Genomic DNA, 26,927 nt, shown 5'->3' on the forward strand with positions numbered 1-26,927 from the left:
GCACCGGCGTACCGGCCACTGTCATGACCGCGACGTCCATGACCGGCCACAGTAGACAATCACCCTCAGCCGACGGCGAACAGGCCGTCACGGTGCGCGCTCCGGTTGACCGCGGAACCCCGTGCGTGTCCACGCCGGCCCCGCGCGGCATCGACACCTTGCCGACACTCCTTCTCCTTGGCGCTGCCGTTGCATCTACGTCACTTGTGCGACCGAGAAGCCGCCGTGCGCCGCCGCGCACGGGCGCGCAGTTGCTGACCGAACACGGCGGACGGTCCAGGCGGCGACCCGGTAGCCGAGCTTGAGCAGTTCGCCCTGGATCCGGCGGTAGCCCCAGCCGGTGTTCTCTCGTGCCATCCGCTCGACCAACGCCACCACTGTGTCATCGAGTGGCGGGCGTCCGGTCCGGTTCGGGTAGGCCCACTTGCCATCGCAGGATCGTGCCTGGTGTCGTGATGAACGACGAGGAGCAGTACTCGATCTGGCCGCAGGGCAGGGAGCTGCCGAGCGGCTGGCGGGTGAACGGCCCGAGCGGGTCGCGTGAGGAGTGTCTCGCACACATCGACGAGGTGTGGACCGACATGCGGCCACGCGGGCTGCGGGAGCGGATGGCACGCACCAAGGGAACGGCGTGATCGCGGATGTCCAGTGTGACCATCCGCACCGATCCGGGCGCACTCGGCCCGCCCACGCCGGAGCGGGCCCGGATCATCCACACCGCCCTGCTGATCAGGGCCGTCGAGGAACGCCTGCTGGAGCTGTTCGCCGAGGGCACCCTGTCCGGCACGGTGCACACGTGCATCGGCCAGGAGTTCAGCGCGGCGGTGATCGGTGACCGCCTGCGCGACGGTGACGCGGTGTTCTCCAACCACCGTTGTCACGGCCACTACCTGGCGGCGACCGGTGACGTGCTCGGGCTGATCGCCGAGGTGATGGGCCGCTCGGCGGGCACCTGCGGAGGCCGTGGCGGCAGCCAGCACCTGTGCCGGGAAGGGTTTCTGTCGACCGGGATCCTCGGTGGCTGCCTGCCGATCGCGGCGGGCACCGCGCTCGCGGGCAAGCTCCGCGGCGACGACCGGATCGCGGTGGCGTTCATCGGCGACGGGACGCTCGGCGAAGGTGTCCTGTACGAGGTGCTCAACATCGCCGCGTTGTGGCGTCTGCCGATCCTGTTCGTGCTGGAGGACAACGGATACGCGCAGTCGACCCAGCAGCCCGAGGTGCTCGCCGGTGACATCGTCGCGCGCGCCTCGGCGTTCGGCGTGGAGACCGCGTCGGCGAACACCTGGCAGTGGGAGCACCTGTGGCACACGGCGGGCCAGGCGGTCGAGCGCGTCCGCGCGGGCGCACCGTTCTTCCTGAAGGTGTCGACGTACCGGCTGCGGGCGCACTCCAAGGGCGATGACGACCGCAGCGAGGAGGAGGTCGCGCGGTTCGAGGAGCACGACCCGCTCAACCGCATCGTCGCCTCGGGCGAACCCGGTGTCGCCGACATGGTCGCGGACGTGCGGCGGGTCGTGGACTCCGTGACCGCCGACGCACGCAGGTCGCCCAAACCCCTCCCGCACACCGAAATCGACGACGATCCCCCGCTGCGGCTGCGAGCCGTGCGGCTCGACGGCCCGCGGTTCGTCGACTCCCTGCACGAAGCCCTCGCGGCGGGCATGCGGGCGAACCCGGACACGATCCTGCTGGGAGAGGACATCAAGGCGCCGTACGGTGGCGCGTTCAAGGTCACCAGGGGCCTGTCGGAGGACCATCCGGACAAGGTCCTGAACACGCCGATCTCGGAGGCCGCGATCACCGGCATCGGCACGGGTCTCGCCATGTGCGGCATGAGGTCGTTCGTCGAGATCATGTTCGGCGACTTCATGACGCTGGCGACCGACCAGCTGGTCAATCAGGCCAGCAAGATCGCGTTCCTGCGCGGCCCCGGCGCCGACCCGGTGGACGTGGTGGTCCGCACCCCGATGGGAGGGCGGCGCGGCTACGGCCCGACCCACAGCCAGACGTTGGACCGGCTGTTCGTCGGCACGCCGGGACTGCGGGTCGTGGCGTCCAACAGCCTGGTGGACCCGGGTTCGCTGATCGCCGCGCTGTGCCGCGGCGGCCACGGGCCGACCGTGTTCCTGGAGAACAAGCTCCTGTACGGCCGCCGGCTGGGAGAGACTGTGCCGCACGGGTTCACGCTCGAACTGTCCGAAGAGGATTTCCCGGTCGCACGCGTGTCGGCGGGCGGTCGCGCCGACGTCACGCTCGTCGGCTACGGCGGCATGGCCGACTACCTGCTCGCGGCGGCCGACCTGCTGTTCACCGAGCACGACGTGCTGGCGCAGGTGCTGTGCCCGACTCAGATCTACCCGTTGCGCTGGCGCAGATTGCTCGACGTGCTGACCGCCGGGCGCGGTGTCGTCGTGGCCGAGGAGGGGCCGGGCTTCGCGGGCTTCGGCTCGGAGCTGCTGGCTCAGCTCGTCGAGGAGGCCTGCGCCCTTCCCGCGCGCAGGGTGCTGCCGAAGGAGACGCCGATACCGGCGGCGAAGGAGCTGGAGCGCGACGTGTTCCCCGAACCCGGCGACATCGTGATGGCGGCGCTCGAGGTGGTGGGTGAGCCGTGATCACGGAGATCAAGCTGAAGCAGGAAGGCGCGAACGACGAGTCCGCGGTCGTGCTCGGCTGGTTCGTCGAGGACGGCCAGCGGGTCGACGAGGGCGACGTGCTGCTCGAGGTGGAGACCTCCAAGGTCACCGTGGAGATCCAGGCCCCGTCGGCGGGGTACGTCGTGCCCGCCGTCGCACTGCGGCACGAGGCGCGCGTGGGCGAGGTCGTCGCCTACGTGTGCGCCGACGAGGGCGAACTGGCCGACGCGCGGGCGCGGCGGGTTCAGGAAGCCGAACCTGCCCCGGAAGCCGACGGGCAACGGGTGTCCCCTGCAGCCTTGCGCTACGCGCAGGAACACGGTGTGGAGCTCTCGCAGTTCGCCGGCCAGCCGGTGGTGACGCTGCAGGACGTTCAGTCGGCCGGCTCGGCAGAACCGTTGAGCCGGGCCAAGGAACTGGAGGTGCGGCGGCTCGCCGAGGCCAACGTCCTGAACGCGGCCATCTCGGTCCAGTTCGAAGGCGCCGGTGTGCGCGAGTTCGCGGCGAAGGCCACCGTGCCGTCGGTGCGGCTGCTGGCGACCGTGGTGCATTCCGTGGCGTCGGCGCTGGCCGAGTTCCCGAACCTGAACTCCTGGTTCGACAACGGGATCCGAACACACGAGTCGATCGACGTCGGCATCGCCATCGACCTGGACGACTCGCTCAAGGTCGGCGTGGTGCACGAGGCCGACCGGCTCGACCTGGACGCGACCGAGCGGCGGCTGGGAGAACTGGTCTCCCGCTACCTCAACGACGAGCTGACCGTGTCCGACGTGACCGGCGGCGGCGTGACGATCAGCGATCTGTCGATGGAGGACGTCCTGTCGTTCCAGCCGCTGCTCAACCACGGTCAGGCGCTGGCCATCGGTCTCGGCGGCGACCGGACCCTTCCCGGCGCGCCGATCTGCGTGACCGCCACGTTCGACCACCGCGTGACCACCGGACGCGAGGTGAGCCAGTTCCTCAACCGCTGTCGCCACCTCGTCACCGGCTACGGACAGGAGCAGACATGACGACGCTCTGGTACTACTGGGACCGCCCGCGCCTGGGTTGGCGGCAGCACGAGTCGAAGTTCGGCGACGGCCTGGAGTTCACCGGCCTGCCACCGGGACGCACCATCGCCGTACTCAACCGCAACGCGGACGAGACCACCCTGGACGGTCAACGGCTGCCACCCGGAACCTGGACCAAGGTGACGACCGAGGCGTTGGCGCACCGGTCCGACGACCACAACCTGCACATCGACCTGTCGGACATCGCCGAGGAGCTGCCGACCAGAACAGCCGACCAGCGCCCGTTGATCGACTGGTGGGGTCCGATCGACGGGGTTCGCGGCTACGGCCGCCAGGCGCTGGACATGTGGCGCGGCCTGTGCCGGCTGGGCGTGGAGGCGCGACTGCACCCGAGCCAGTACCAGCACGCGGCTGGCTACCAAGCCGAATGCCTCTACGTCGACGACTCCGTCGTGCGTGCGGCCGCCTCCACCGCATCGCCCGCGCGCATCGCGGTCGCGATGACCACGCCGTTCGACCCGGTGCTGCGGGAGAACCCGTCCCCGATCAAGATCGCGATCACCCAGCACGACACCGACTCCGTCCCGCCGTGCTTCGCGTCGTGGGTCAACGAGTGCACGCATCTGATCGTCACATCGAGCTTCCAGTACGAGACCTGGAAGAAAGCAGGCGTGACGATCCCGATGTCCGTGCTGACCTCCGGGATCGACACTGACGTGTTCACACCCGTCGCGCATCCGCCCGGCCCCCGGTTCCGGGTGCTGATCATCGGCGCGCTCACCCCGCGCAAGAACGTGGTCGCCGCGATCCGCATCTTCCAGGCGGCGAGCGGCGGTTCACCGGACTGGGAGCTCACCATCCTGAACCGCGGCAAACTGGGCCACGACATCAAGACCGCGGCTCGTTCCGACCCGCGGGTGAACGTCGTCAGGTCGGACGGCGACCCCAGCCGGGTGCTGGAGTCGTACCAGTCGCACGACTGCTTCCTGTGGCCGTCCAAGGGCGAGGGCGTCGGCCTGCCACCACTGGAGGCCATGGCGTGCGGCATGGAGCTCGTGTGCGCCCACAACTCCGGCATGATCGACTATCTGGACGACGCGTGGGCGTGGCCCATCCGCTGCCCGGTCAAGGTGCCCGCCGACGCGCCCGGCGAGGAGTTCGTGGCCGACTTCGTGGGCAGCTACGGCCCGGCGGGCGACTACTGGCTGGTCGACGAGGACCACGCGGCCGCGCAACTGCGCGCCGCCCACAACGCCTGGCGTTCGGGTGAGGGCAAGGGCGAGGCCGCGAGCGCCTACGTCCGCGAGCACCACTCCGTTCGCAGGCAGGCCGAATCAATCCTGTCCGTGGTATCGCAATACCTGTGAGGTTCCCATGCGATTTCTCAGTCCGGAGTGGACACAGGCGGTCACGTCGCGGATCGTCGAGGACGACCTGGTGGACGAGCTGCCGGACCGTTCCTGCTTGCTGCAGCTGAACATCACCTCCGCTCCACCGCTCACCCTGAACGTGGGCGTCGAGAAGGTCGTGCTGTCACCGGGCGAGGCGACCTCCCCGGACGCCTCGCTCAGCTACACCTACGAGACCGCCGTCCGGATGGCACAGCGCGAGCTGATGCCGGGCGAGGCGTTTCGCGCGGGCCTGATCACGGCGACCGGCGACGTGGACGTCCTGATGGGGCTGGAAGAGGTCTTCGACGACGTGGTGTGCGCGATGAACAAGGTGGAGTGTGAGTACTGACGGTTTCGCCACGATCCTGCGCCTGCTGGACGCGCACGGCGTGCCGTACACCGTCCTGCACCACGCGCCGGAGGGCAACACGGAACGGGCGAGCCGGACCCGTGGCCACGACCTGCACGCGGCGGCCAAGTGCCTGGTCACCGAGGTCCGCACCAAGGCGGGCACGTCCCGGTTCGTGCTGGTCGTGGTCGAGGGCCACCGCAAGGTCGATCTCAAGGCGTTGAAGCGGCTCTACCGGCGCAAGGACGCGAGCCTCGCTCCCCCGGAGCTCGCCGAGGAGTACGGCGGGGCCGCGGTCGGCTCCATCCCGCCGTTCCCGCTGCACGACAGGCTTGACGTCGTGGTGGACGTGGGCCTGCTCGACCACGAGGTCATCTACTTCAACGCCGCCAGGCTCGACCGCTCCGTGGTGCTCAACGTGCGCGACTACGTGTTCATCGCGGGGCCGCGCATCGCGCGCATCGCCTCGGGCTCGTGAGCACACCGCGGACACCACGGTGCCAAGTGAGCAGTTCAAGATGAGCTGGCGCACGGCTTTGCCCGCAGGGCACGACGTTTCAAGATCACGGCATGGGTGTGGGATGGCGTCGATGAGCGGGATCAGCGGCGGTTCCAGCCGAGCCCACAGCTCGTCGCTCAGGACCCCTCGCACACACCACGATCTTGGAATGTCCTGTCCCGCAGGCAAAGCCGACACGCCAGCTCATCCTGAACTGACCACTAAGCCGTGAACAGCCCGTCGACGCGGCCGGAGTGGTCGGGCAGGACTCTGCCGGGGTCGGTACCGAGAACGTCGGCGAGCACGGTCGCGTAGACGTCGCGGAAGTCGGTCGTCTGCTTGAGATCGCCGTTGTCGAGGTCGGACAGGCTCGGCTGCGCGCCGAAGAAGCCGTGCTTCACCTTGTCCCCCAGGACGAACACCGGTCCGGCCGTGCCGTGGTCGGTGCCGTCGCTGGCGTTGGCCTTCACGCGACGGCCGAACTCCGAGTACACGAGCACGACAGCCTGCTTACCGCGGTCGGTCTTCTTCATGCGTTCGACGAACTTCGTCAACGCGCCGTCCAGCTCGGTCAGCAGCCGTTGCTGCGTGCCGCGTTCGTCGGCGTGCGTGTCGAAGCCGCCGAGCGACACCGAGTACGCCCGCGTCGGCACGCCCGCCTCGATCAGCGACGCGACGAGGTCGAGCTGCCCGGCGAGGGCGCCGGTCTTGCTCGTCTTGTCCGTCTTGCTGCTGTGCGCGCCGAACACCTTCACGGCCTCGTGCAGGTCGGCGATCGACTTCGCCGCCCGCGCCTGCCACGGTTCCTCGCCGGTGACCGGCTTGCCGAGCATCGCGAACGCCTCGCCGAGCTGGCCCTTCGGCAGCGCGAGGCCGCCGAGCGGGAACGACGCGGCGGCGGTTTGCGCGCCCGCCAGCATCGGTGGCAGGACGGGTTCCACGGACAGCGCGTGCAACGGGTTCGCGCCGGTCGCGTCGAGCCACCGGCCCAGCCAGCCGGTCGGTACGGACGACTTCGGCGACGCCGTCTGCCAGATCGCCATGGAACGGAAGTGGCTGTGGTCGGGCGTCGGGTAGCCGACGCCGCGCACGATCGCGAGACCCTGTCCGTCCCACAACCCCTTCAGGCCCTTCATGCCGGGGTTGAGACCGAGGCCGTCGCCGAGGTCGAGCACCTCCTCGGGCTTGTACGCGAGGTCGGGCCGGGCGTCCTGGTAGGCGTGGTCGGACGCCGGGACCACGGTGTTGAGGCCGTCGTTGCCACCGTAGAGGGTCACGACGACGAGCACGCCCGCCTTCGGGTCGAGCGGGTCGTGCGCCGCGGCGCTCATCAGGTCGTCCCAGTTCACCCTGGTCGCGCCGAACGCGAGCGCGCCCGCGGCGGTCACGCCGGAGAACGCGAGGAACCGGCGCCGGGTCATCCTGTTCATGTGCTCACCACGTATTCCGGTGCGCACGCGGCGATGGCCACCGCCTGCGCGGGGTTCGACGCCACGCTCTGCCACGCGGCACGGGAGCGGTCGGACCACCTGTCGACGCCGAGCACCGCACCGGGGTCCGAGCCGGCCAGCTGCGCGTGCGACGTCACGAGCTGGGCGAGTTGCAGGCGCGACACACCCGACGCCGTGGTGAGCCAGGCGCCACCGGCCGCCCATCCCCCGACGCTCGGCGGCTGAAACGGCACCTGGCCCATGCCACGAAGGCCGCCCAGCAGCTTCGCCTGCGCCTGCTCATCCAAAGTGGACGGACGAACGCCAAGAGCGCGCATCAGCCCGGCGAGCCACTCGACGGGCTGTTTCACCAGCGTCGTCGCGGGATCACGGAACGCCGGTTCCGTCGCGATCGCCCGCAGAGACGAACGGACGTCCTGCGCGGCAACGAGCCTGCCGAGCACGTCGTCACCCGGCGGCGTCGACGACACGAGTCGCGCCCACAGCCGGGACGCGACGAACTTCGGCGACTCCGGCCGGGCGAGCACGAGGTCGGCGAACGAAGCAGCGTCGAACTTCCCCTTCTGGCCGAGGATCTGCTTCTCGCCGCTGTCGTGCCGGTTCGCGGCGAACTGCGCCTGCGTGCCGCCGTCGCGCTTCACCGTCCACCCGGTCAGCGCACGGGCGGCCTCGCGCACGTCGTTCTCGCCGTAGTGCCCGATTCCGAGGGTGAAGAGCTCCATGAACTCACGCGCGAGGTTCTCGTTCGGCGTGCCCTTGCGGTTGGCGTTGCCGTCGAGCCACACGAGCATCGCCGGGTCGGTGATCATCGCCTTCGCGAGCGGAGCGAACGGGCCGAGCGCGAGCTGCCGGAACGTCTGGTTCTGCGCCAGCATCAGGAACGGGCTGCGCACCTTCTGTTCGCTGGTCGCGAAGTGCCCGTGCCAGAACCACGTCAGGCGCTCGACCACCGGTGTGGTCGTGGCGACCATCCGGTCGAGCCACCACAGCACGAGCTTCTTCTCGTCGTCGGCACGCTGCTGGGTCGCGCTCTTGTCGAGCGGCGTGAGCTGCGGCGGAGCGGGCCCGTCCGGCGCGGCCGGGCCGAGCAGGCGGTCGAGAGTCGCGTCGAAGCCGATGTCGAGGTCGCCTGGCCGGGGGCCGAAGCCGAGGCGGTCGTGCAGCCTGCGCACGGCCGTGCGTTCGTCCATGGCCCGCAGCATGGTTCCCCTCGGCACAGCGCGGCGACCGTTCACAGCTTTCTTTCAGGATTCGCTCAGGCTCAAGGCCCGCTCCAGCGGCGGTTCCTGCGACTCCTGTTCCTGCGGGACATGGGCGTACTGGCCCCGTGCGCACTCGTGCGGGTCGCCGCCCTCCCGCACACGGCCGATCCCGCGGCGGCACAGCCGCCGCGGGACGCGCTGGGCTCCGGACCTCGCCGTCCTTGGCGGGCCTGACCACCCGCATCCAGGCATCGGGCCAGCTCACCGTCACGGCAAGCCAACTCAGATGTCACCTAACGGTGCAGCAGACCCTCGTGCGCTGCGACGCGAGTTGCTTGCCGAGCGCGATGTGCGGCGCCGACGCCTGGCCCGCGCGCCTGCCGGCGGGGCATCTCGCGACGCAGGTTCAGGACGTCAGGAGGTCCTCGCCCTCGCGGGCGTCGAGGCGTCCGAGGATGTCCTGCACGGTGGTGTCCCGGGCCAGCTGGGAGTCCAGGGAGGGCGCGAGGAGACCCCGGAGCCTGGAGACCCCAGCCCACCTGCGGGGGCGGAACACCCGGGGATTCCTCCGGCGCAGGCCGTCGACGATCGCTCCGGCCGCTTTCTCGGGGCTGATCCGCTTGCGCAGGAACCTCGGCTGGGTGTCGAGGAGAGCCTGGGCCGCTGGGTCCTCGTCGACGCTCTGCCGAATCATGTCGGTGTTGATCATCGCGAAGTACGCCGTGGTGACGCTGATGCCGTGACGCGCCAGCTCGACCCGCAGCCCGCGCCCGAGCTGCTCGACCGCGGCCTTGCTCATCGCGTAGGGGAGGGTGCCGGCTCCGTTGACGAAGGCGAACACCGAGGAGATCAGCACGAGCCGGCCCCGGCTCTCGATGAGGGCGGGCAGGGCGGCGCGGACGGTGTTGAGCGCGCCCCCGACGTTCACGTCGAAGAGCCGCTCGACCGTCGCGGGTGCCGACACCCGCACGGTGGCGCCGCGGGCGACCACGCCGGCGTTGGCGATCACGATGTCCAGGCGACCGGCGTCTCGGCGGATGGTCTCGACGGCCTGGGTCATGCCGTCCAGGTCCGTGACGTCGCCGACCAGGGAGCTGACTCGCTCGTCGAAGCTCTCGGCGGGATCCGGGTGCTGCCGGTCCAGCACGAACACGCGAGCGCCCGCAGCGCTCAGCGCCCGCGCCGTTGCGGCTCCCAGACCCCGGGCGCCGCCTGTGACCAGGGCGACCTTCCCCGCGATCGAGGTGTCCTCGCGTTCACTCACCGAGGAACCCGAGAGCCTCGGCGACGAACTCGCGGTGGTGCTGGAAGACGGCACCGTGCCCCGAGTTCGGGTAGATGGTCAGTCGCGAGTTCGGGATCCGGCGGGCCATGTCGGCCGAGTGGCTGCTCGCGACCATCAGGTCGTGGTCACCGTTGGCGATGAAGACCGGCTGGGTGATGACCGAGAGGTCGTCGGGTTCGTGCACGCCGGCCGCTCGGATGGCCTTCACCTGCGCACGCCGGGCCTGCAGTGAGATCTTCCTGTCACGATCCCGGGTGCGCTCCTTGAGGCGCGCGAAGTAGTCTTTCGCCGCCTGCTTGCCCGCCGAATCGCGGGGGAAGAACAGGTGGGCCCTGGCGTCGTTGAGGGTGAGCGCGGCTTTCGCGTACGCGCTGGCCACGATCTTCGTCATCGCGTCGAGATCCCCGGCTCCCCGTGGACCCGTTCCCGCGAGAATCACCCGGCGCACCAGTTCCGGTGCTTGCAGGGTGACCATCTGCGCGACTCCGCCACCCAGCGAGAACCCCAGCAGGTCGACCTTCTCGAGCCCCATCGCCCTGATGAAGGCGACGGCGTCCCGACCCATCTCCTCGACCGTGTGCGGCACGGATCCGCCGGATGCGCCGACTCCTCGGTTGTCGAACGCGATCACGCGGTGGTGGGCGGCGATGCCGTCGACGACCCTCGGGTCCCAGTCGTCGAGGACGGCCATGAGGTGGTGCAGGAACACCACGGGCACGCCGTCGTCCGGTCCGAGGTCCCGGTAGGCGAACGGCACCCCGCCGACGTCGATCGTGCGGGTCGGCACGTCGCGCCACGTGATCGTCTTCGTTGTCTTCATCTGGACCTCATGGGTAGGGCGCGGGGTGGCAGTCGCGCGACTTGGTATTACGATCGTTCATCTTACGTCCGTAATACTAAGTCGCGCGACCCCCTGGGGCAAGACGTCCCGCCGGCCGGACTTCCTCATGGAGCACAAGAGCTTCGACGGAGGCGAGCTTGCCGGGACCGTCACCCCGACCTATCTTATTACGAACGTAATATCATGGCCGACCACTTGCAGACCGCGCGCCGACCTGGAGGAACCCATCGTGCACAGTTCGAGCCGCCTCGTGCCGCGATTGCTGACCGACTCAGCCGACCGCCACCCCGAGCGCACCGCGATCGTCCTCGGCGAGGACCAGCTCTCGTACGCCGAGCTCGAGGCCGCCTCGAACCAGGTCGCCAACCTGCTGGTGTCGCGCGGAATCGTGCGGGGCGACAAGGTGGCCCTCTCCTGTCCGAACCTGCCGTCCTTCACGATCATCTACTTCGGGATCCTGAAGGCGGGCGCCACCGTCGTGCCGTTGAACGTGCTGCTCAAGGCGCGCGAAGTGGCTTACCACCTCACAGACTCGCAGGCGAAGGCGTACTTCGCCTTCGAGGGCAGCGCGGAGCTCCCGATCGGGAAGGCGGCCCGTGGCGGATTCGCCGCAGCGCCGGCGTGTACCAGCTTCTTCCTCATCGACAACGACTCGTCATCCGGAGTGGGACCGGAGGTCGAGCGCTTCGCCGACGCGGTCGCCGGGCAGCCGGCGACGCTCCCCCGGACCGAAGTGAACGAGGACGACACCGCGGTGATCCTCTACACGTCCGGCACCACGGGCCAGCCCAAGGGTGCGGAGCTGCGGCACCGCAACATCTACGACAACACGGTCGTGGGTGTCGACCTCTTCGATTCGGACCCGGGCCGACCGGACACCAATCTGTGCGTCCTCCCGCTGTTCCACTCCTTCGGCCAGACCGTGATCCAGAACGGCGCCATGGCCTTCGGCGGCACCCTCGTCATGCTTCCTCGCTTCGAGGCACAGGCAGCGCTTCGCCTGATGCTGGCCCAGGACGTCACGTTCTTCGCCGGTGTCCCGACGATGTACTGGGGCCTGCTGGGCGCGCTGGACGAGACTGTCGACGTCGCAGCACTGGCGGCGAACCTGCGGGTGGCGGTCGCCGGCGGGTCGGCACTGCCGGGAGAGATCCACCAGCAGTTCCAGCAGCGCTTCGGCGTGACGATCCTCGAAGGCTACGGGCTGTCGGAGACCTCGCCCATCGCCGCCTTTTCGCCGTACGGCGAGGAGCCCCGGGTGGGGTCGGTCGGCGTCCCGATCCCGGGCGTGCAGATGAGGCTGATCAAGGACGACTGGTCCGACGTCAAGGACACGCCCGGCGAAATCGGCGAGATCGCGATCAAGGGTCACAACGTGATGAAGGGCTACTACAACCGGCCGGAGGCCACCGCCGAGGCCATCAGGGACGGCTGGTTCCGCTCCGGCGACCTCGCACGCAAGGACGAGGACGGCTACTACTACATCGTCGACCGCTCCAAAGACATGATCATCCGCGGCGGTTTCAACGTCTACCCCCGCGAGCTCGAGGAGGTGCTCATGCAGCACCCGGCCGTCTCCATGGTCGCGGTCATCGGCGTCCCGCACGAGTCGCACGGCGAGGAGATCAAGGCGGTCGTCATCAAGAAGCCCGGCGACCCCACCACCGAAAACGAGCTCATCACCTGGGGCAAGGCGCAGTTCGCGGGCTACAAGTACCCACGCCTCGTGCAGTTCGTCGACGCGCTCCCGCTGACCTCGACCGGCAAGGTCGTCAAGCGCGAGCTCACCTGATCCGTGACCAACGACCAGGTGCCGCCCTGGTTTCCCCGGTGGTCGCCGAGGCCGCGGTGATCGTCGCGGAGGACGATGGCGCAACCCAATCGCCGCCAGTGTGAAGACCCTTGTGCTCATGTTCCATCAGGGTCTCGGCGAAGTCGTGCCCGGCTGGCCGATGGCGTCTGCAAGGACTCCGTCGGCGAATCCTTGCTGGCCGCACCAGGTTGGTCGCAGACAAGTCCCGATGACATCGTTGTCAGGTCAATTCGGCAGACGCGGTCCTCGCTGCCTGTGTGGACGCGAAACCGTTCATGGTGGTGCCCCAGAGCCGGCTTGTCGAGTGGACGATGGCGGCGGCGAGTCGGCCTTCCTCCGCCTGGCGGTGGAGCTCGCGTGCCGACCCGATCAGCTTCACCGCGTCGGGTCCCCACATCAGTCGCATCATGCGACGCTCCACACGCGGTTGCTGCGCCAGCCAGATCAGCGGCAGCACGAACTTCGTCGACGCCTCGGCGAGCCTGCTCGTGCCCGGCGTCATGCCCGAGGATGGACCCTTCCGTGACGGTGGCCCGGATCGATGCGGGTTGTGGTGTGGGGGGATGGGGGTGCCGGTCAGGCGGGCAGTTGGTTCAGCTTGCGGATCTGCCGGTCGAAGGCACGAGCGGGCACGAGACGGCGCAGGGTGCCGACGCGCCCGGCGGTCGGTCCGGCGGGGTAGCGCAGCTTCGGCTTCGGGTCGGTCGCCGCGGCGACGATCGCCTTGGCGACGGTGGCGGGATCGTCGCCGTCCTTCATCGCCGCGGCCATCACGCGCTCGAAGACCTGCCGCTGCTGCTCGTAGACCGGCAGAGGCGTGGCGGGTTTCGGGGAGTTGGCCTCGAACGCGGTCCTGGTATAGGCGGGCTCGACGAGCAGTACGCGGACGCCGTGCTGGCGGACCTCGTGGTCCACGGACTCGGAGTAGCCCTCGACGGCGTGCTTGGACGCGGCGTAGGCGGCCATGTAGGGCGCGGGGACGAAGCCGAGGACGGACGAGATGTTGATGATCCGGCCGCCGCCCTGGGCGCGCATGTGCGGCAGGACGGCCTTGGTCATGCGGATCAGTCCGAAGACGTTGATGTCGAACAGCTGTTGGTCCTGGACGAGGGAGCGTTCCTCCCCGGCGCCCGCAGAGCCGATGCCGGCGTTGTTGACCAGGACGTCGATCCGCCCGAACTGCTCGATCACGCGGTCGACCAGGCTGGCGACCGAGGTGTCGCTGGCCACGTCGAGGTCGAGGAACGTCACGCCCTCGCGGCGGTCGCCCCCCGAGGCTTTGCGGCTCGTGCCGACGACCTCGAATCCCGCATCGACGAGCGCGAAGGCAGCCGCCTTGCCGATGCCTGACGAGGCTCCGGTCACGAGTGCTACCGGCCGGTTCGTGGTCATGATGGACCTCCACCTTGATTAGATTATGACCGTAATGCAATTACTCTAGGGCGGGAGTCGGAGGACGGCAAGCGACCTCTCCGCCGGAGCTGCGAGAGCTGGGGCACCTCGGCTAGAGGCGGCACCAACTCCGAGAAGGCGGTGCTCCACGACACGCCCGCCGACGACTACACCGCCGTGCTGGTCAACTACACCCAGGCCGACCCCGCGAAGACCGACGACCGCGGCAACCTGGCTGTCGGCTTCTTCTCGCCGCTGCCCACGACCTACCGCTCCCAGGAGCCGTACACGCTCACGTGCGGCGACGGCCGCGGCAGGCTCGTCGGGCTTGCGGACATCCACGCCGAGTACAACGGCTCGAACATCGACCAGGACCGTGCGCTGCGCTTCACCGCGATGGTGTGGAAGTCCACCGCCCGGATCGGCGTGGGCCTCGCGCGGGGCCGCAACGGCGGCTACCTCGTCATCGACTTCGCTCCCGCCGGCACCGTCCTCGGCCAGTTCCGCGCCAATGTGCGGCCGCCGCGCTGAGGTCACCGGCCGGGGTGCAGCCCCAGCCAGCCCGGTGACGGCGCGCCGTGGACCTCGCCGACGAACAGCGTCAGCTGCTGCCGGAAGCTCTCGACCGCACGGCGGTCACCCATGAACCGCTCGAAACCGTCGAGGTTGGCGTTGCGGTACTCCCAGATGTGGCGGTATCCCTTGGGCGGCGCGACATCCGTGCGGACCGACCACATGTAGAAGTCCGCCTGGGTCTGCTTGGACACCCACCAGTTCAGGTACAGCTTCGCCGCCGCGGGGTGCTTCGCCCCCGCGAGGATCGCGGCGCGCTGGCCCCAGGCCATGAACGGGTCCTGGGCCGGCACCACGAAGCGCGTCCTCGTCCCCGGACCGGGCACGAGCGCGCCGTCGGTGCCCAGCGCGACGGCCGCGGTGCCCGCCTCCACCCGGTCGGCGGGCTCCTGCGTGCCGCGCACCCACGCCACGTCCTGCGCGGCGAACCTGGCGAGCCAGTCCCAGCCGTACTTGTCGACGATGAGCTTGTACAGGTACAGCACCGCGTCGTCGTCGTTGGGGAAGGTCGAGACGATGCGTCCCTTCCACCGCGGGCCGAGCAGGTCCCTCGCGGTCGCGGGCGCGCCCTGGTCGACGTTGTGAATGATCGAGAAGGCGTCGACGAAGATCCCGGTCCAGGCACCGCCGGGGTCCTTGAAGGCCGGGTGGATCCGCGAGAATCCGGCCGGCTTGTACGGCAGCAGCGCGCCTTCCGCCTTCCAGCGCGGGAAGTCCTGCAGCGTCTGCAGCTGGACGACGTCGGGCACGAGCGTGCGGGTGGCGAGCTGCGTGTCGACGCGGGCGTCGTGGAACTTGCTGTAGTCCACGACCATCGTCACCGTGACGCCGGGGAACGCCTTCTCGAACGCCGCCTTGTTGCCGTCCTGCTGGGTGGCCGTGTCACCGCCCGCGTAGACGGTGAGGGTGCCGCCCTCGGCCTTCGCGGCCCGGTACAGCTCGTCCAGGCTCCTGACCTCCTCGCGCACGGCCTGCCCCTGCGGCTGTCCCTGCGCCGCCTGCCCGGTCACGCGTCCGGCGAGCACCCCCGCTGCCGCCAGCGCGCCACCCGCGAGCACCCGGCGTCGGCCGACCGTCATGTCCACTCCTTCGTTCGGGGTCGATTCTGATCACCAATTTACCTGTCACGTCAGGTACCGCACTGCACCATTTGGCGGACAGTATGCGTGTTTTGGTGCACAGACGATCCTCCGAGGATGTCTCATATTGCTGTACAGTCAGGTATATGACAGAGCACGTCGAGAACGAGGCGGTCGTGCTGTACGGCGACATCCTGCGGCTGACCGACGCGGTGGGCGGCCGGGCCGAGCAGGTCATCCGGGAGGCCTCCGGACTCGGCGGGTCCGAGTTCGAGGTGCTGCTGCGCCTGGCCAGGCACCCGGACGGCAGGACCACGAGCGCCCGCCTCGCCGAGGACCTGTCCTTCACCTCCGGCGGCCTCACCCGCCTGATCGCCCGCATGGAGGAGGCGGGCCTGCTGACCCGCCACGCACACCCCGACGACCGCCGCGCGGCACTGCTGGAACCGACCCCGCGAGGCCGCGAACTGCTGCACCGCGCGCTCGACGCGCACGTCCCCCAGATCACCGCGGCCCTGGTCGACCCGCTCACCCCGGTGGAACGCCTGGTGCTGCGGGAACTGGTCACGAAGCTGCTGACCCACTCCTCGCGCGGCACGGTGCGGCCGAGGTAGCCGCAGCCGCAGGCGTGATCGGTCACGGGCGAGCCGTCACCGTGACGGGTACACGAACGCTTTCCGACCTGCCCGCGCATCTGCTCTGAGCTGCGGAAACATTGCGCCCGGATGGCGGATGACAGGTCAGGTGCCCAACCTCGGGCGCTGGGCAAGCTCCACTGAGACGGTTGTCGCGGCAACATCCGCTGATGCCGACTTGAGGGGGTGTTTGTGGCTGGCCTGGGAAATCGAGTCGCCACCCCCGTTGGGCGCCGCTAGGGTGCGGCGAATGCCCACGCCTGAGGAGATCACCCGCCACCACGACTCCGACCCCTCGGAGAACCCCTGGGTCAACGGGCCGCCCGCGCCCGAGGCAGTCGTGATCGCCCCGTACAACCCGGAATGGCCTCACCGCTACCAGGCTCTGGCGACCGCCATCCGCGCGGCGCTCGGGGACATCGCTCTGGACGTCGCGCACGTGGGGTCGACCTCGGTGGAGGGGCTGGCAGCCAAGGACGTCATCGACATCGACCTCACCGTCGCCGATCCCAGGGAGGAGGACCTGTACGTCCGCCCGCTGGGGCGTCTCGGCTACGTCCTCACCATCCGCGAGCCCTCGTGGTATGAGCACCGGTGCCTGAAGCTGTCCGAGCCGCGGGTGAACCTGCACGTGTTCGGCCCGGACTGCCCGGAGACCATCCGGCACCGGATGTTCCGCGACTGGCTGCGCTCACACCCCGAGGACCGCGCGCTGTATGAGGATGCCAAACGCGCGGCGGTCCCCGGAGGCGGGACCACCATGGACTACAACCGGCGCAAGGAGAAAGCGGTGCGGGAGATCTACGACCGGATGTTCCGCGCCGCCGGACTGCTGTAGGTGCCCTGGGCGTGGCAGTCCGCCCCAAAGCTCTCACCTGCCGCACAAAGCGCGTTCGCCACTGAGCGACAACAACAACTAGTGAGACTCCGGTCCGGGCGGCAACAGGTCCTGAGACCAGCTACGCGCCTCGTCTCAGGACATGTTGTACCTGACCTGGCCAGCAGCCTGGCCGCCGGCATGATCAATTCAGGTCCGAGCCCTTCGCGAGCTGCGCGATCGAGCGGTCACCACGCCGGCACCGCTCGACGACTCCGCCTTGAACTCCGGAGTGAACGCACGACGAGGACCCCGGGGCTTGTTCGAGCCCGTGGTCTTCATGGCGACATCCTTCCAGGGGCAAAACCCCGATCTCAGGTGTCCGTCAAAACGGGTCAGGCCGACGGGACGGCGAGCCTCTGTGGTGGCGACCTCCCAGTCGGGCCCATCGACGACCAATTGACGTATGATCGTACTAACACAGACGCCGGCCGACGAGGTCATCCCAGCAGGTGGAGGAGCGCATGGCCCGGTACCCGAGTGATCACAAGGGCGCCACGAGGCAGCGGATCATAGAAACCGCAGGCCGTCGGCTCAAGCGCAACGGTATCGACGGCTCCGGAGTCGCCGCGCTCATGAAGGACGCCGGCCTCACCAATGGCGCCTTCTACGCGCACTTCACCTCCAAAGAGGACCTGGTTGCCACCGCGATCTCCGAACAGCTGCGCGAACAACGCCGGCTTCTCGCCGACATTCCGCCTGGACGCGCTGGAATCGAACAGGTCGTGCGCAGGTACCTCTCCCCCGAGCACCGCGACAACCCCGAGGACGGCTGTCCGTCCGCCGCCTTGCTCGACGAGATCAGCCGGTGCCCGGAAGCGACCAGACAGGTGTACACCGAAGGCGGACTCGCGTTCATCGACGACCTCGCCGCCCGCCTGGCACCGCACGACCCGCGATCGGCCCGCACCACGATCGCCAGCGTCTACGCGCTGATGATCGGCACGCTCCAGCTTTCCCGCACGCTGACCGACCCGCAACTCGCCGATGACCTTTTGGATCAGGGCATACGCAACGCCATCAGTGTGCTCGACACCGCAACCGCCACGATTGCTTGATGAACTCGCGGTAGCCCGAACACCATGGCGCGCAACCTGGGCCGCAGGATCCTCGTCGACGCTCTGCCGAATCATGTTCGTGTCGATCAGCGCGAAGTACGCCGCCGTAACACGCACACCCTGAGCAGCGAGCTCGACGCGCAGGCCACGACCCTCCACACAGGCCGAAGCACCCGCTCCAGCTTAGTGACGGTCCGCGGATCTCGATCGCTGTGCTCGCGTTCAGCTACATGTACAACGTGGCGGCGGTCGGCGGCAACGCCCCGCGCAGCCCGCTGGACCTCCTCGACCCGCGCTGGAAGGGTGCCATCGCGTCCTCCTACCCGCACGACAAGTACACCGCCCGCGAGGGGCAGGACCCGGCACAGCACTGGACCGCGCGGGTCTCAGTGAGACCGGCCTTCTGCCGGGAGCTTGGCGTGCTCCGCGTCGACACGGGTGCTGACTGCGGGGGGGCGCCGAAACACGCCCCCAGCAGCCTGAACTGCGCATCGAGCTGCTGCAGGTCCGGTACTCATCGACCAGCTGCGGCAGGCCGGTGATTCGGTGTTCCGGGTCGGCGAGGGCGGTATCCGCAGCCGCTGGAAGACGCATCGCTCCGGCCGGTCGGGCGCCGAGGCCGACCGGCTCGACCGGATCTTCGCTCCGGCCTACCTCATCGGCGCGTTGCGGGCGGTGCGGATCACGCGGTCGTGGTCGGCGACGGACATCAGGCCTTCGCCGACCCACCGCCGCGCGACGGCGGTCACCCGGTCCAGGAACACGTTCCTGGACGTGAACGGCGCCGCCACCCACACCTCGTCGAGGAACGTCGACCCGTCCGCGCGCACGGGGTTCGCGACGCCGGAGTCCACGCCCGCGAACACGATTTTCGGCTCAGCGCGGCGGAAGTAGGAGTGGTAGGCGTCCTCGGTGCCCTCGAAGAACGGTGCCAGCGTCACCTCGCCGAGCCGGAAGTGCAGCGGGCCGCCCGCGACCGGCTGGAGGTTGCCGGCCAGGTCGCCGGAGAGCGCCGCGCGCCCGTACAGGCCGAGTTCCAGCAACTCGCGCCGCGCATCGCGTGCCACGAGGTTGATCGGGCCGTACATCAGCGACTGCACGAGAGGCTGGTCCGGCGTGCGCTCCGCCCGCAACGCGAACGGCATCCGCACGCGCACGACGTCCCCGTTGCGCCACGACCGGGACAACGTCACGTAGGTGCCGGGCAGGGCGTTGAGATGTTGCGGGACACCGTTGACCGTCACGGTGAACTCCCCCGCCCACGCGGGAACTCGCAGGCTCAGGCCGAACCGGGCGCGGCCGGTGATCCGCAGCGTCGTACCCTGCTCGACCGGGAAACCGGTGGTCTGGGTGACGGTGACACCCTTCCACTTCAGCACCGACGGGCTGTAGAGGTTCACGTACAGCCGCGAGTCGTCCGCCGCGCGGAAGTACACCGAGTCCTGGTACTTCGTCGCGCTCTCCATGCCGGTGCCCTCGCAGCACGTCGTGCCCTGCTTGGGGGTGAAGTCGCGGACGCCTCCCGGAGTGAGGTCCACGAAGTACGTCATCAGCGGCAGTTCGGGATCGGCGCGGTCCTGTTTGGAACCCAGAATCTGGTTGTAGAGCGTGCGTTCGTAGTAGTCGAAGTACTTGGGCGACTGTTCGTGCAGGAACAGCTGGCGGCTGAGCTTGAGCATGTTGTGCGCGCAGCACGTCTCCGCCGACGTGTCGCTCAACCCGCCGGCGACGACGTTGCGCGCCCGCCAGAACTCGCCCGTGCTGGTGCCGCCGATGCTGAACATCCGCGGCGGCACGACCATGCCCCAGAAGTTCCTGGCCGCCAGCCAGTACCGCTGCTCACCGGTGACCTCGTAGAGCCGGAGCAGGCCGGTGAAGATCGGGATGTGCTGGTTGGCGTGCAGACCTTCCAGCACGTCGCGGTTCTCGGCGCACGCGGTGATCAGCGAGTCGAGGTCGAAGAGCCGGGCCAGTTCCAGGTGCTTCCCGGTGATCGTGTGCAGGTCGACGATCGCCTCGACGATGCCACCGTACTCGCCGCTGGAGAAGATGCCCCACATCCGCTGACGCACCTCGGCGGGCAGTTCGCTCAACCGCGAGAACATCCAGTCGCACAAGCCGTCCGCGAGGTCCAGGGCCCGAGTGTCCTGGGTGTTGCGGTAGGCGTCGACCAAGCCCTTGAGGATCTTGTGCGCGGTGTAGTAGGGCGCCCACACCACCTGGTAGTCCGGGCGCGTCATCGTCTCCAGCGTGATGAACTGCGTTTCCGGGTACGCGGCCAGGAAACCGGGGTGGCTCGGACCGCCCCACGTGCGGCGCAACGTCGCGTGCCGCCCGCGTCCGGACGCGTCGGCGAGCGTCCCGCCCGTCGTCTCGTCGAACGCGTAAGAGCTCAGATCTCCCTTGAGAGACGCGGTGACCTCGTCCGCACTCAGCGCGCGGGAGAAGAGGTTCACGTCGTCGAGAGCTCCGGCGAACACCGGGTCACCGCCGAAGTGGGACCGCCCCAGCCAGTGGTGCGCGAGCGAGCCGAGTGCCGCCGGGTTCAACGACATCGCGGTGTTCGTGCCGACTTGGACGCCGTTGACGTACAAGGTGCCGGTGGTGCCCGCGATCGTCACCGCGACGTGGCTCCACTCGTGCAACGGCAGCGGCGCGGTGCCGTTGATGCCCTGTTCGCCTCCCGGACCGTTGGTGGTGATGGCGAACCTCGGCACGCCGCTGCCGTTGCGGGCCGCCAGGTAGAGGTAGCGGGTGTTGTCGTTGCCGAAGTCGAAGATCCGCGCCCAGTTCGCGTCGTGCGACGGCCGCACCCATGCTGTGAACGTGAACATCGCGGGCAACCGCTCGGCCGGCAGATCGATGTACTGGTACGAGCCCCGCACCTGCTCGACCGCCCGCCCGGACTTCCCCGGCACGCTCAGCACCTGCGGATCGCGGCGCAGCGCGGCCCTGCACTCGGTGAACGCTCCCAGCATCGTGCGGATCTTCTCCAGATACGCCGGGTCGCCGGTGCTGCCGTACGCCTGGGCCAGCATCGACAGGAAGTGCCCGGTGAAGTGGCCGCGGAGGTTGCCGTTCGCCTCCCCGTCCAGGCCTTCCCAGCCACCAGGTGCGATGGCGCCCAACGTGTCCAGGCCCGCGTTGGCGCGAAACACCTGGAGCAACCGGTTGACGTCGTAGCCACGCGCGTAGGCGAGGACGAGGTCGCGCTTCTTCGAGAAAACGCCTTCGGTCAGCGCCACCTCAGACAGTCCGAACGGAAGGAGACCACCCGGCGCCAAGGCTTGCGGTGCCGCCATCGCCTCTCCCGCCGCCACGCTGAGCAGTGGCGTAGCAGCGGTGAGGGAAGCCGCCTTCAGGAAGTCGCGCCGCGCGAACCCGTCCGCCATCTGCCGCTCCTCGTCATTGAGAAATGTGAGCGCTAACATAGGTGGGGGCCCTGACCGGCGTCAACGTTCGGGCGATCAGTGGTCCAGCGGGGAAATCACCTCGACCTGCCCGACGGCGGCGACTCCCTTCCCGAGCACGCGCTGTCGCTCGAGAAGCTCTGGAACGACCCGAACCACGTCGCTCCGGTGATCATCCCCGCGGGCGGACCGGTCCAGGTCCAGCAGTGGTACAACCAGGCGGACCTGAACAACGTGCTGCTCGCGCTGCTCGAGGAGTACCAGCCGACGACGATCCGCATCCAGGACCCGTCGCCGAAGTACGGCTTCCCCGACCAGTACGACGACCACACGGACCACGTCCACGCGGCCAAGTTCGCGACGAAGGCCGTGAAGGCCTACGGGGGCACGAACGCCCGCGGGTTCGTGCTGCTGACGAGGTACCGCTGCTACAACATCGGCGCGTCACCCGCGAACGTGCCCGCCGCCCTCGCCGGCCCGAAGTCCGAGGCCTACCAGGCGTTCGCGGCACACGACCCGGTCACCGGAGGCACCTTCGACCAGCACGTGTTCCGCAACTACCACCGCTGGCCGGTGGCGGCGCCGTGGGCGGTCGTCGACGGCACCGGCAAGCTGCACGCGTTCGTCGCGGCCGGCGACTCGATCATGTGGTGGCACCAGGCCTTCGGCGGCGCCTGGACAGGCCCCGTCCTGCTGCGCGCCGGCACGTTCGCACCGGGTGTAGCCGTGGCGCTCAACGGGTCCGGACTCGTGCACAACGGCGCCACCCCAGCGCTCGGCACGCCGGGCCTCGTGCTCAACGGCGAAGGCGGGCTCGAACTGTCCGCCATCAACGACAACGGTGGCGTCAGCAACGCCTGGCAGAACCGCGACGGCTCGTTCAGCGGCTGGATCTCCTTGTCCGGCAGCACCGGTGTCACCATGTCGCCGCCGGTCGGACTCACCTCGTCGACCGGCAGGATGCACCTGTTCACCGACGCCAACGGCCACGTCGACCACTGGGAGCAGAACCCGGCCGGGTCACTCGCCTTCAGGTCCATCGGGTCGGTGGAGTGCACGCACGCACCGAGCTTCACGATGGACCGCGACAAGGTCCGCGTGCTCGTCCGCGAACACGCCGACGGCGTCGCCGACACCGTCGCCGAACTGACGAGCAACGGCACGTTCAGCCCGCTCGCCCACATCGGCGGCCACGGCGGGAACGAGTTCCAGGTGGGTGACGGCAAGGTAGGCGAAGCGGACCAGCACGGGACGCGATCATGCCCGACGACCGCCAGTCACGCGCCGAGGCCCGCGACCTGCACGGACGTACTTTTCGGCACGCACAAGTTGTTCCTTCTGCGTCGAACTCTCGGATCTTGTCGACGCATGCCCCGATCTGCCAGCCACCCTCGACGTCGTCGTAGCTGATCTCGTAGAAGGAGGTCTCCCGCAGCAGTCACTCTCGTGTGGGTGGCGCCGTCGCGGCCGGTCAGGACGCCGGGCCGTAATTGGCCTCGGTCGCGACGTCGTCGGCGGTGACGTCCTCGTCCCCCGGCGCAAAGGGTGCGACGTGCGTCCGCAGCAGGTGCAGCGCGACATCGTCGGAGCGCTGACCGGTGCGTTCCGCAGCGGACGCTGATGACTATTCACGGTGACCGTGGATTGCTCCAGCGCCCTGCGCCGACCGGAATTTCGCTCCCGCAGTTCAGGTGAGCGAGAGCTGCTCGCGGTGGAAGTCGAAGTGCTGGACCGGGAAGCGGTAGAGGTCGGCCACCGTCATGAACTCGCGGAAGAAGGGATCCCATCGGGTCGGATACGGCATCCCTTGCGCGAGACTGCGCTGGTTCTCACGATCAAGGCGCTGATGCAGCGCCGCGATGGTGCGATCGCACAGCACCACCATCGTCCTGCGGGACACGGCAGTGCCGCCGAGCCACGAGCCGAGGAAGTTGACCACGTCGAAGGGCTTCGTGCCCGCGTTGAGCACACCGGCCCAGGCACGCCCCACCCAGTTCGGCAGCCGCGCCATGATCCGGGCCAATCCCAGTAACGCGCGCATGATCAGGAAGCCGAGCAGCATGTGGAACAGCAGCTGCCGGTTGTTCCACCGCGTGCCGTTGGACCGGCGGCGCAGTTGGCGGTCCGTCGCATCGTCGAGCAACGCGCGGAATGTCGCCCTCGCGCGTTCGAAGTCCTCGTGAACGGCCTGCTTGTCCACGACTTCCAGTGTGCACCGGTCCGGCAGCCGACAGAAGTTGACGATCGCGGCACCCAGGACGAGCGATCCTGCCGGCACTGAACTTCCTGGCAGGGTGAAAGCCGGTACGAGACCGCCGAGCAGGCCTGCGACCGGCGCGATGCGGGGCGGACGGCCTTCGTCGCGGGTCAGCGTCCAGGCCACCGCCAACGGGTGGCGTCGTCGCGCTTGCTCGTGTGCCGCTGCTGTACCACGCGGCGGGCGTTGGAGCTGACCGCGAACCCCGCCGAGCAGGCACTGCTGGAGCAGCGGCTCAGGCCTTGACCGCAGCCACCCGCTCGACCGTGCCGAGCTTGAGCCGTTCCTGCCGCTGGACCACGAACCCGGCCTGCTCCACCAACGGCAGCGGTCGCCGGGTCTGGTAGTCGCCCATCATCCGGACGGTCAGCTTCTCCAGCAAAGACTGACCGAAGTGGACGATCCGATGATGGCTGCCGACGTGATCGAGCAGCAGCAGCTTGCCGCCCGGCCGCAGCACCCGGTGCATCTCGGCGATCGCCGCTCGTTCGTCCGGGACACCGCACAGGCCGAGCGTGCAGACCACGGTGTCGAACGAGGCGTCCGGGAACGGCAGCGCTTGCGCGTCGCCCTCGTGCAGCTCGACTTCGCGGCCGAGTTCGGCGGCGCGGGTGCGGGCGATGCCGAGCATGGCCGGACTGAGGTCCAGGCCGGTGAGCCTGATGTCCGCCGGGTAGTGCGGGAGGTTGCGGCCGGTGCCGACGGCGACCTCGAGCACCTTGCCGGTGGCCTGCGGGCACACCCATTCACGGCCGCCGGCGAACTGGATGCGCTCGAAGAAGCTGATGTCGCGGTCGTAGCGCGGCGCGTAGCGGTCCCACACCTCGCGGAGACCGTCGGTGGTGAGCTTCTTGCTCATGCCGGTGTCCCTTCAGGCAGCAGTCCACGCGCGAGCAGGCCTGCCGGCGTGGCTGGAACGGCAGCGGTGTCGACGGGTTGCCGGGCGGGATCCCAGTGCAGTCGCACCGCCCACAACACGCAGGTCTCCAAGATCGTTGCCGAGCCGCTCGGCCACCAGCGCCGCCGACTCCCGCTCCGCCGACGCGGGAACCGGCAGCTGGCCGACGCCAGGTGGCGGCACGACACCGTCGGCGTAGCGCGGCGCGGCCCCGAGCAACGCGTCCTTGTTCTCCACGTAGCCGTAGACGGTCCCCTTCGCCACTCCGAGCACGTCGGCGACGTCCTGCATCTGGGTTCGTTGGAAGCCGTGCGCGATGAACGTCTCGGCCGCGGCCGAGACGAGCCTGGGAAACAGGTCGAGTGCGCGGCACCGTCGCGGAACAAGTGACCGACCGGGTCAGTCAACACCTTGAGCCGCCTGGATGACGCTGTGCACGGCCCTGGCGACACGAGCGGCGGCGTGTTCCGGTTCCGGCTGACCGGCATCGAGCCAGGCGATCACCGCCTCCAGCGTGACCGTCGGCACGAGCTGCACGGCCCAGTCCAGCCACGGACCCTCCTGGATCACGGTGGAGAGCTCGCGGCGGGTGACCTCCGCCGACATCGCGCGCATCCCGTCCACCACGTCGCGGAACTCCGGTTCGCGCACGGCATGGCGGAACAGCAGCCGGAACCCGTCCGGATCGTCGGCGGCGGCACGCAGCAGCGCGGGGATGCTTCCGTCGTCGTAGTCGCCGGATCCGACCGTCGTCTCCAGGCGGTTGCAGGCGCGGTCGAGCACGGCCCGGTACAGGCCGGCCTTCGAGTCGAAGTGCCGATACAGCAACACGAGCGTGACACCGGCTTCGGCCACGACATCGTCGAGCCCGGTCGCCACGTAGCCGGTGCGGGCGAACGCGCGGGTCGCGGCGTCGAGGATCTGCTCGCGCCGTTGCGCGCGGGGCATGCGCCGCACGCCCTGAGGACCCGCCGTCATCACACCTCCACTTGTTTAGCCGACACTCTACAAGTAGCTTTGTTTAGGTCATCTTATACAAGCAATCTTCAACAAGGGGCACGTCATGGTTTCTCCTGCTCAGCTGCCGTTCGAGCAACACCGGCCGCTGCAGATGGCCCCGCGGCTGCGGGAGCTTCAAGCCCAGGGGACGATCCACCGGATCCGCACCGCGGTGGGCGACGAGGCCTGGCTGGTCACCGACTACGGCCGCGTCCGTGAGCTGCTCGCCGACGACCGGCTCGGGAGAGCCCACCCCGACCCGCAGAACGCGGCACGCACCGGCGAGTCCGCGCTGTTCGGCGGCCCGCTGGGGGACTTCACCACCGAGCAAGCCGACCACGCGCGGATGCGCGCGCTGCTGCAACCTCACTTCTCCCCCAAGCACATGCGCGGGCTACGTCCCCGCATCGAGGCGCTGACCACACAACTGCTCGACGATCTGGAGAAAGCCGACCGTCCGGCCGACCTGCACACCGCGGTTGCCGTCCCGCTCCCGATCCTCGTGATCTGCGAGCTGCTCGGTGTGCCGTACGACGACCGCGACCAGTTCCGCGCGTGGACCGAGGCCGCCGCGAACATCACCGACCGGGCCATCTCCGAGCAGGGCCTCGGCAACCTGTTCGGCTACGGCATGCGGCTCGTCGAGGCCAAACGCCGCGAGCCCGCCGACGACGTGATCTCCCGCCTGTGCGCCACCGACGGCGTCTCCACCGAAGAGGCCGCGATGTTGTCCATGGCGCTGCTGTTCGCCGGCCACGAGACCACCGTCGTCCAGATCGGCCTGGGCGCGCTGCTCCTGCTGGCCAACCCCGACCAGTGGAACGCCCTGCGCGACAACCCCGGTCTCACCCCCGGCGCCGTCGAAGAGATCCTTCGCGCACCGGGCAAGGGCGGCGGCGGAATCCCCCGCTACGCCCGCACCGACCTGGACGTCGACGGCATCGGCATCCGCGCCGGCGACCTCGTCCTGCTCGACAACGGCGCCGCCAACCACGACCCGGCCGTCTTCGCCGAACCGGACCGCGTCGACGTCACCCGCTCCGCTCCCGCCCATCTCACCTTCGGCCACGGCGCCCGTTACTGCATCGGCGCACCGCTGGCCCGCGTGGAACTACAAGCCGTGTTCTCCCAACTGGTTCCGCGCTTCCCCACCATGCGCCTGGCAGTCCCCGCAGAGGACCTCACGCTGCGACAGGAGGTGCTGACCGGTGGGCTTGTGGCGCTCCCGGTGACGTGGGACCGCTGACCGATCGCTCCGCTCCGGATCGC

Annotated in this window: 26 protein-coding genes; 13 read left to right on the top strand and 13 right to left on the bottom strand. The window is 69.1% G+C overall.

What is annotated here, in order from left to right; all coding sequences use genetic code 11:
• Positions 1 to 195 precede the first annotated feature (195 nt).
• Positions 196 to 357: a hypothetical protein gene (locus ABZV40_RS23010; protein ID WP_355444923.1), complete on the bottom strand. Its 162-nt coding sequence runs from the start codon at positions 355 to 357 to the stop codon at positions 196 to 198.
• 98 nt (positions 358 to 455) lie between these two features.
• Between ABZV40_RS23010 and ABZV40_RS23015 the strand changes: the two genes are divergently transcribed.
• Genes ABZV40_RS23015 through ABZV40_RS23040 form a run of 6 tightly spaced genes read left to right on the top strand, consistent with a single transcriptional unit; the run spans position 456 to position 5,867 of the window.
• A complete protein-coding gene (locus ABZV40_RS23015) occupies positions 456 to 635 on the top strand; it encodes an MbtH family NRPS accessory protein (protein WP_355444926.1) in 180 nt (59 codons plus the stop codon).
• Between the two features lie 6 nt (positions 636 to 641).
• The gene (locus ABZV40_RS23020; RefSeq protein ID WP_355444929.1) at positions 642 to 2,615 is read left to right on the top strand and encodes a thiamine pyrophosphate-dependent enzyme; all 1,974 of its coding nucleotides are present in this window, start codon (positions 642 to 644) and stop codon (positions 2,613 to 2,615) included.
• Positions 2,612 to 3,649 (top strand): 2-oxo acid dehydrogenase subunit E2, encoded by a 1,038-nt coding sequence (locus tag ABZV40_RS23025; protein ID WP_355444932.1) that lies wholly within the window; start codon positions 2,612 to 2,614, stop codon positions 3,647 to 3,649. Before ABZV40_RS23020 ends, ABZV40_RS23025 begins: the two co-directional genes overlap by 4 nt.
• Complete coding sequence (locus ABZV40_RS23030; RefSeq protein ID WP_355444935.1) at positions 3,646 to 5,016, top strand: glycosyltransferase family 4 protein; 1,371 nt, start codon at positions 3,646 to 3,648, stop codon at positions 5,014 to 5,016. The genes ABZV40_RS23025 and ABZV40_RS23030 overlap by 4 nt, the downstream gene beginning before the upstream one ends.
• Positions 5,017 to 5,023: 7 nt before the next feature.
• Positions 5,024 to 5,389: an SCP2 sterol-binding domain-containing protein gene (locus ABZV40_RS23035; RefSeq protein WP_355444938.1), complete on the top strand. Its 366-nt coding sequence runs from the start codon at positions 5,024 to 5,026 to the stop codon at positions 5,387 to 5,389.
• Positions 5,379 to 5,867 carry a YbaK/EbsC family protein gene (locus ABZV40_RS23040; RefSeq protein ID WP_355444941.1) on the top strand — a complete coding sequence of 163 codons (489 nt, stop codon included), beginning with the start codon at positions 5,379 to 5,381 and terminating at the stop codon, positions 5,865 to 5,867. Before ABZV40_RS23035 ends, ABZV40_RS23040 begins: the two co-directional genes overlap by 11 nt.
• Positions 5,868 to 6,109: 242 nt before the next feature.
• Here the strand turns inward: ABZV40_RS23040 and ABZV40_RS23045 are convergent, their stop codons facing one another.
• The 4 genes from ABZV40_RS23045 to ABZV40_RS23060 form a co-directional block, all read right to left on the bottom strand.
• Positions 6,110 to 7,318 carry a DUF1501 domain-containing protein gene (locus tag ABZV40_RS23045; RefSeq protein WP_355444944.1) on the bottom strand — a complete coding sequence of 403 codons (1,209 nt, stop codon included), beginning with the start codon at positions 7,316 to 7,318 and terminating at the stop codon, positions 6,110 to 6,112.
• Positions 7,315 to 8,529, bottom strand: a complete 1,215-nt coding sequence (locus ABZV40_RS23050) for a DUF1800 domain-containing protein (protein ID WP_355444947.1) — start codon at positions 8,527 to 8,529, stop codon at positions 7,315 to 7,317. The genes ABZV40_RS23045 and ABZV40_RS23050 overlap by 4 nt, the downstream gene beginning before the upstream one ends.
• Positions 8,530 to 8,947: 418 nt before the next feature.
• Positions 8,948 to 9,805, bottom strand: coding sequence for an SDR family NAD(P)-dependent oxidoreductase (locus ABZV40_RS23055; protein ID WP_355444949.1), 858 nt, complete (start codon positions 9,803 to 9,805; stop codon positions 8,948 to 8,950).
• Positions 9,798 to 10,646 (bottom strand): alpha/beta hydrolase, encoded by an 849-nt coding sequence (locus ABZV40_RS23060; RefSeq protein ID WP_355444952.1) that lies wholly within the window; start codon positions 10,644 to 10,646, stop codon positions 9,798 to 9,800. The genes ABZV40_RS23055 and ABZV40_RS23060 overlap by 8 nt, the downstream gene beginning before the upstream one ends.
• 127 nt (positions 10,647 to 10,773) lie before the next feature.
• Between ABZV40_RS23060 and ABZV40_RS23065 the strand changes: the two genes are divergently transcribed.
• Complete coding sequence (locus ABZV40_RS23065; RefSeq protein ID WP_355444955.1) at positions 10,774 to 12,459, top strand: long-chain fatty acid--CoA ligase; 1,686 nt, start codon at positions 10,774 to 10,776, stop codon at positions 12,457 to 12,459.
• A gap of 241 nt (positions 12,460 to 12,700) precedes the next feature.
• Here ABZV40_RS23065 and ABZV40_RS23070 read toward each other — a convergent pair whose 3' ends face one another.
• Together ABZV40_RS23070 and ABZV40_RS23075 are read right to left on the bottom strand one after the other, a co-directional pair.
• Positions 12,701 to 12,982: a hypothetical protein gene (locus ABZV40_RS23070; RefSeq protein WP_355444958.1), complete on the bottom strand. Its 282-nt coding sequence runs from the start codon at positions 12,980 to 12,982 to the stop codon at positions 12,701 to 12,703.
• Positions 12,983 to 13,056: 74 nt separating this feature from the next.
• On the bottom strand, positions 13,057 to 13,872 hold the full coding sequence (locus ABZV40_RS23075) for an oxidoreductase (RefSeq protein ID WP_355444960.1): 816 nt from the start codon (positions 13,870 to 13,872) through the stop codon (positions 13,057 to 13,059).
• Positions 13,873 to 14,013: 141 nt separating this feature from the next.
• Between ABZV40_RS23075 and ABZV40_RS23080 the strand changes: the two genes are divergently transcribed.
• Positions 14,014 to 14,403, top strand: coding sequence for a hypothetical protein (locus ABZV40_RS23080; protein ID WP_355444963.1), 390 nt, complete (start codon positions 14,014 to 14,016; stop codon positions 14,401 to 14,403).
• 2 nt (positions 14,404 to 14,405) lie between these two features.
• Here the strand turns inward: ABZV40_RS23080 and ABZV40_RS23085 are convergent, their stop codons facing one another.
• Positions 14,406 to 15,524, bottom strand: coding sequence for an extracellular solute-binding protein (locus ABZV40_RS23085; RefSeq protein ID WP_355444966.1), 1,119 nt, complete (start codon positions 15,522 to 15,524; stop codon positions 14,406 to 14,408).
• Positions 15,525 to 15,670: 146 nt separating this feature from the next.
• On the opposite strand from ABZV40_RS23085, the gene ABZV40_RS23090 reads away from it, so the two are divergent.
• From ABZV40_RS23090 to ABZV40_RS23100, 3 genes are all read left to right on the top strand, one after another.
• The gene (locus ABZV40_RS23090) at positions 15,671 to 16,138 is read left to right on the top strand and encodes a MarR family transcriptional regulator (protein ID WP_355444969.1); all 468 of its coding nucleotides are present in this window, start codon (positions 15,671 to 15,673) and stop codon (positions 16,136 to 16,138) included.
• A 271-nt stretch (positions 16,139 to 16,409) separates the two neighbouring features.
• Complete coding sequence (locus tag ABZV40_RS23095; protein ID WP_355444972.1) at positions 16,410 to 16,997, top strand: GrpB family protein; 588 nt, start codon at positions 16,410 to 16,412, stop codon at positions 16,995 to 16,997.
• 491 nt (positions 16,998 to 17,488) lie between these two features.
• Positions 17,489 to 18,094: a TetR/AcrR family transcriptional regulator gene (locus ABZV40_RS23100; RefSeq protein ID WP_355444975.1), complete on the top strand. Its 606-nt coding sequence runs from the start codon at positions 17,489 to 17,491 to the stop codon at positions 18,092 to 18,094.
• A 650-nt stretch (positions 18,095 to 18,744) separates the two neighbouring features.
• On the opposite strand, the gene ABZV40_RS23105 is transcribed toward ABZV40_RS23100, so the two are convergent.
• Entirely contained in the window at positions 18,745 to 21,486 is a 2,742-nt protein-coding gene (locus tag ABZV40_RS23105; protein WP_355444978.1) for a beta-L-arabinofuranosidase domain-containing protein, read from the bottom strand.
• A gap of 78 nt (positions 21,487 to 21,564) precedes the next feature.
• Between ABZV40_RS23105 and ABZV40_RS23110 the strand changes: the two genes are divergently transcribed.
• Positions 21,565 to 22,914, top strand: a complete 1,350-nt coding sequence (locus tag ABZV40_RS23110) for a hypothetical protein (RefSeq protein ID WP_355444981.1) — start codon at positions 21,565 to 21,567, stop codon at positions 22,912 to 22,914.
• 277 nt (positions 22,915 to 23,191) lie between these two features.
• On the opposite strand, the gene ABZV40_RS23115 is transcribed toward ABZV40_RS23110, so the two are convergent.
• The 4 genes from ABZV40_RS23115 to ABZV40_RS23130 all read right to left on the bottom strand — a co-directional run bounded on the left by ABZV40_RS23115 (position 23,192) and on the right by ABZV40_RS23130 (position 25,637).
• Positions 23,192 to 23,887: a DinB family protein gene (locus ABZV40_RS23115; protein ID WP_355444984.1), complete on the bottom strand. Its 696-nt coding sequence runs from the start codon at positions 23,885 to 23,887 to the stop codon at positions 23,192 to 23,194.
• Between the two features lie 109 nt (positions 23,888 to 23,996).
• Positions 23,997 to 24,620, bottom strand: a complete 624-nt coding sequence (locus tag ABZV40_RS23120) for a class I SAM-dependent methyltransferase (protein ID WP_355444986.1) — start codon at positions 24,618 to 24,620, stop codon at positions 23,997 to 23,999.
• 12 nt (positions 24,621 to 24,632) lie between these two features.
• A complete protein-coding gene (locus ABZV40_RS23125) occupies positions 24,633 to 25,016 on the bottom strand; it encodes a helix-turn-helix domain-containing protein (RefSeq protein WP_355445042.1) in 384 nt (127 codons plus the stop codon).
• Between the two features lie 42 nt (positions 25,017 to 25,058).
• Positions 25,059 to 25,637: a TetR/AcrR family transcriptional regulator gene (locus ABZV40_RS23130; protein ID WP_355444989.1), complete on the bottom strand. Its 579-nt coding sequence runs from the start codon at positions 25,635 to 25,637 to the stop codon at positions 25,059 to 25,061.
• A gap of 85 nt (positions 25,638 to 25,722) precedes the next feature.
• Between ABZV40_RS23130 and ABZV40_RS23135 the strand changes: the two genes are divergently transcribed.
• Positions 25,723 to 26,904: a cytochrome P450 gene (locus ABZV40_RS23135; RefSeq protein WP_355444992.1), complete on the top strand. Its 1,182-nt coding sequence runs from the start codon at positions 25,723 to 25,725 to the stop codon at positions 26,902 to 26,904.
• Positions 26,905 to 26,927 lie beyond the last annotated feature (23 nt).

Source organism: Lentzea sp. NPDC004782, from assembly GCF_040609115.1.
GTDB lineage: Bacteria > Actinomycetota > Actinomycetes > Mycobacteriales > Pseudonocardiaceae > Lentzea.

What these genes read in the sequence shown, in the direction of transcription:
- ABZV40_RS23120 (WP_355444986.1), bottom strand. Translation starts at nt 24,620, where the DNA reads ATGAGCAAGAAGCTCACCACCGACGGTCTCCGCGAGGTGTGGGACCGC.
- ABZV40_RS23020 (WP_355444929.1), top strand. Translation starts at nt 642, where the DNA reads ATGTCCAGTGTGACCATCCGCACCGATCCGGGCGCACTCGGCCCGCCC.
- ABZV40_RS23070 (WP_355444958.1), bottom strand. Translation starts at nt 12,982, where the DNA reads ATGACGCCGGGCACGAGCAGGCTCGCCGAGGCGTCGACGAAGTTCGTG.
- ABZV40_RS23095 (WP_355444972.1), top strand. Translation starts at nt 16,410, where the DNA reads ATGCCCACGCCTGAGGAGATCACCCGCCACCACGACTCCGACCCCTCG.
- ABZV40_RS23060 (WP_355444952.1), bottom strand. Translation starts at nt 10,646, where the DNA reads ATGAAGACAACGAAGACGATCACGTGGCGCGACGTGCCGACCCGCACG.
- ABZV40_RS23090 (WP_355444969.1), top strand. Translation starts at nt 15,671, where the DNA reads ATGACAGAGCACGTCGAGAACGAGGCGGTCGTGCTGTACGGCGACATC.
- ABZV40_RS23130 (WP_355444989.1), bottom strand. Translation starts at nt 25,637, where the DNA reads ATGACGGCGGGTCCTCAGGGCGTGCGGCGCATGCCCCGCGCGCAACGG.
- ABZV40_RS23010 (WP_355444923.1), bottom strand. Translation starts at nt 357, where the DNA reads ATGGCACGAGAGAACACCGGCTGGGGCTACCGCCGGATCCAGGGCGAA.
- ABZV40_RS23030 (WP_355444935.1), top strand. Translation starts at nt 3,646, where the DNA reads ATGACGACGCTCTGGTACTACTGGGACCGCCCGCGCCTGGGTTGGCGG.
- ABZV40_RS23135 (WP_355444992.1), top strand. Translation starts at nt 25,723, where the DNA reads ATGGTTTCTCCTGCTCAGCTGCCGTTCGAGCAACACCGGCCGCTGCAG.
- ABZV40_RS23065 (WP_355444955.1), top strand. Translation starts at nt 10,774, where the DNA reads ATGGAGCACAAGAGCTTCGACGGAGGCGAGCTTGCCGGGACCGTCACC.
- ABZV40_RS23050 (WP_355444947.1), bottom strand. Translation starts at nt 8,529, where the DNA reads ATGGACGAACGCACGGCCGTGCGCAGGCTGCACGACCGCCTCGGCTTC.
- ABZV40_RS23015 (WP_355444926.1), top strand. Translation starts at nt 456, where the DNA reads ATGAACGACGAGGAGCAGTACTCGATCTGGCCGCAGGGCAGGGAGCTG.
- ABZV40_RS23045 (WP_355444944.1), bottom strand. Translation starts at nt 7,318, where the DNA reads ATGAACAGGATGACCCGGCGCCGGTTCCTCGCGTTCTCCGGCGTGACC.
- ABZV40_RS23105 (WP_355444978.1), bottom strand. Translation starts at nt 21,486, where the DNA reads ATGGCGGACGGGTTCGCGCGGCGCGACTTCCTGAAGGCGGCTTCCCTC.
- ABZV40_RS23085 (WP_355444966.1), bottom strand. Translation starts at nt 15,524, where the DNA reads ATGACGGTCGGCCGACGCCGGGTGCTCGCGGGTGGCGCGCTGGCGGCA.
- ABZV40_RS23075 (WP_355444960.1), bottom strand. Translation starts at nt 13,872, where the DNA reads ATGACCACGAACCGGCCGGTAGCACTCGTGACCGGAGCCTCGTCAGGC.
- ABZV40_RS23035 (WP_355444938.1), top strand. Translation starts at nt 5,024, where the DNA reads ATGCGATTTCTCAGTCCGGAGTGGACACAGGCGGTCACGTCGCGGATC.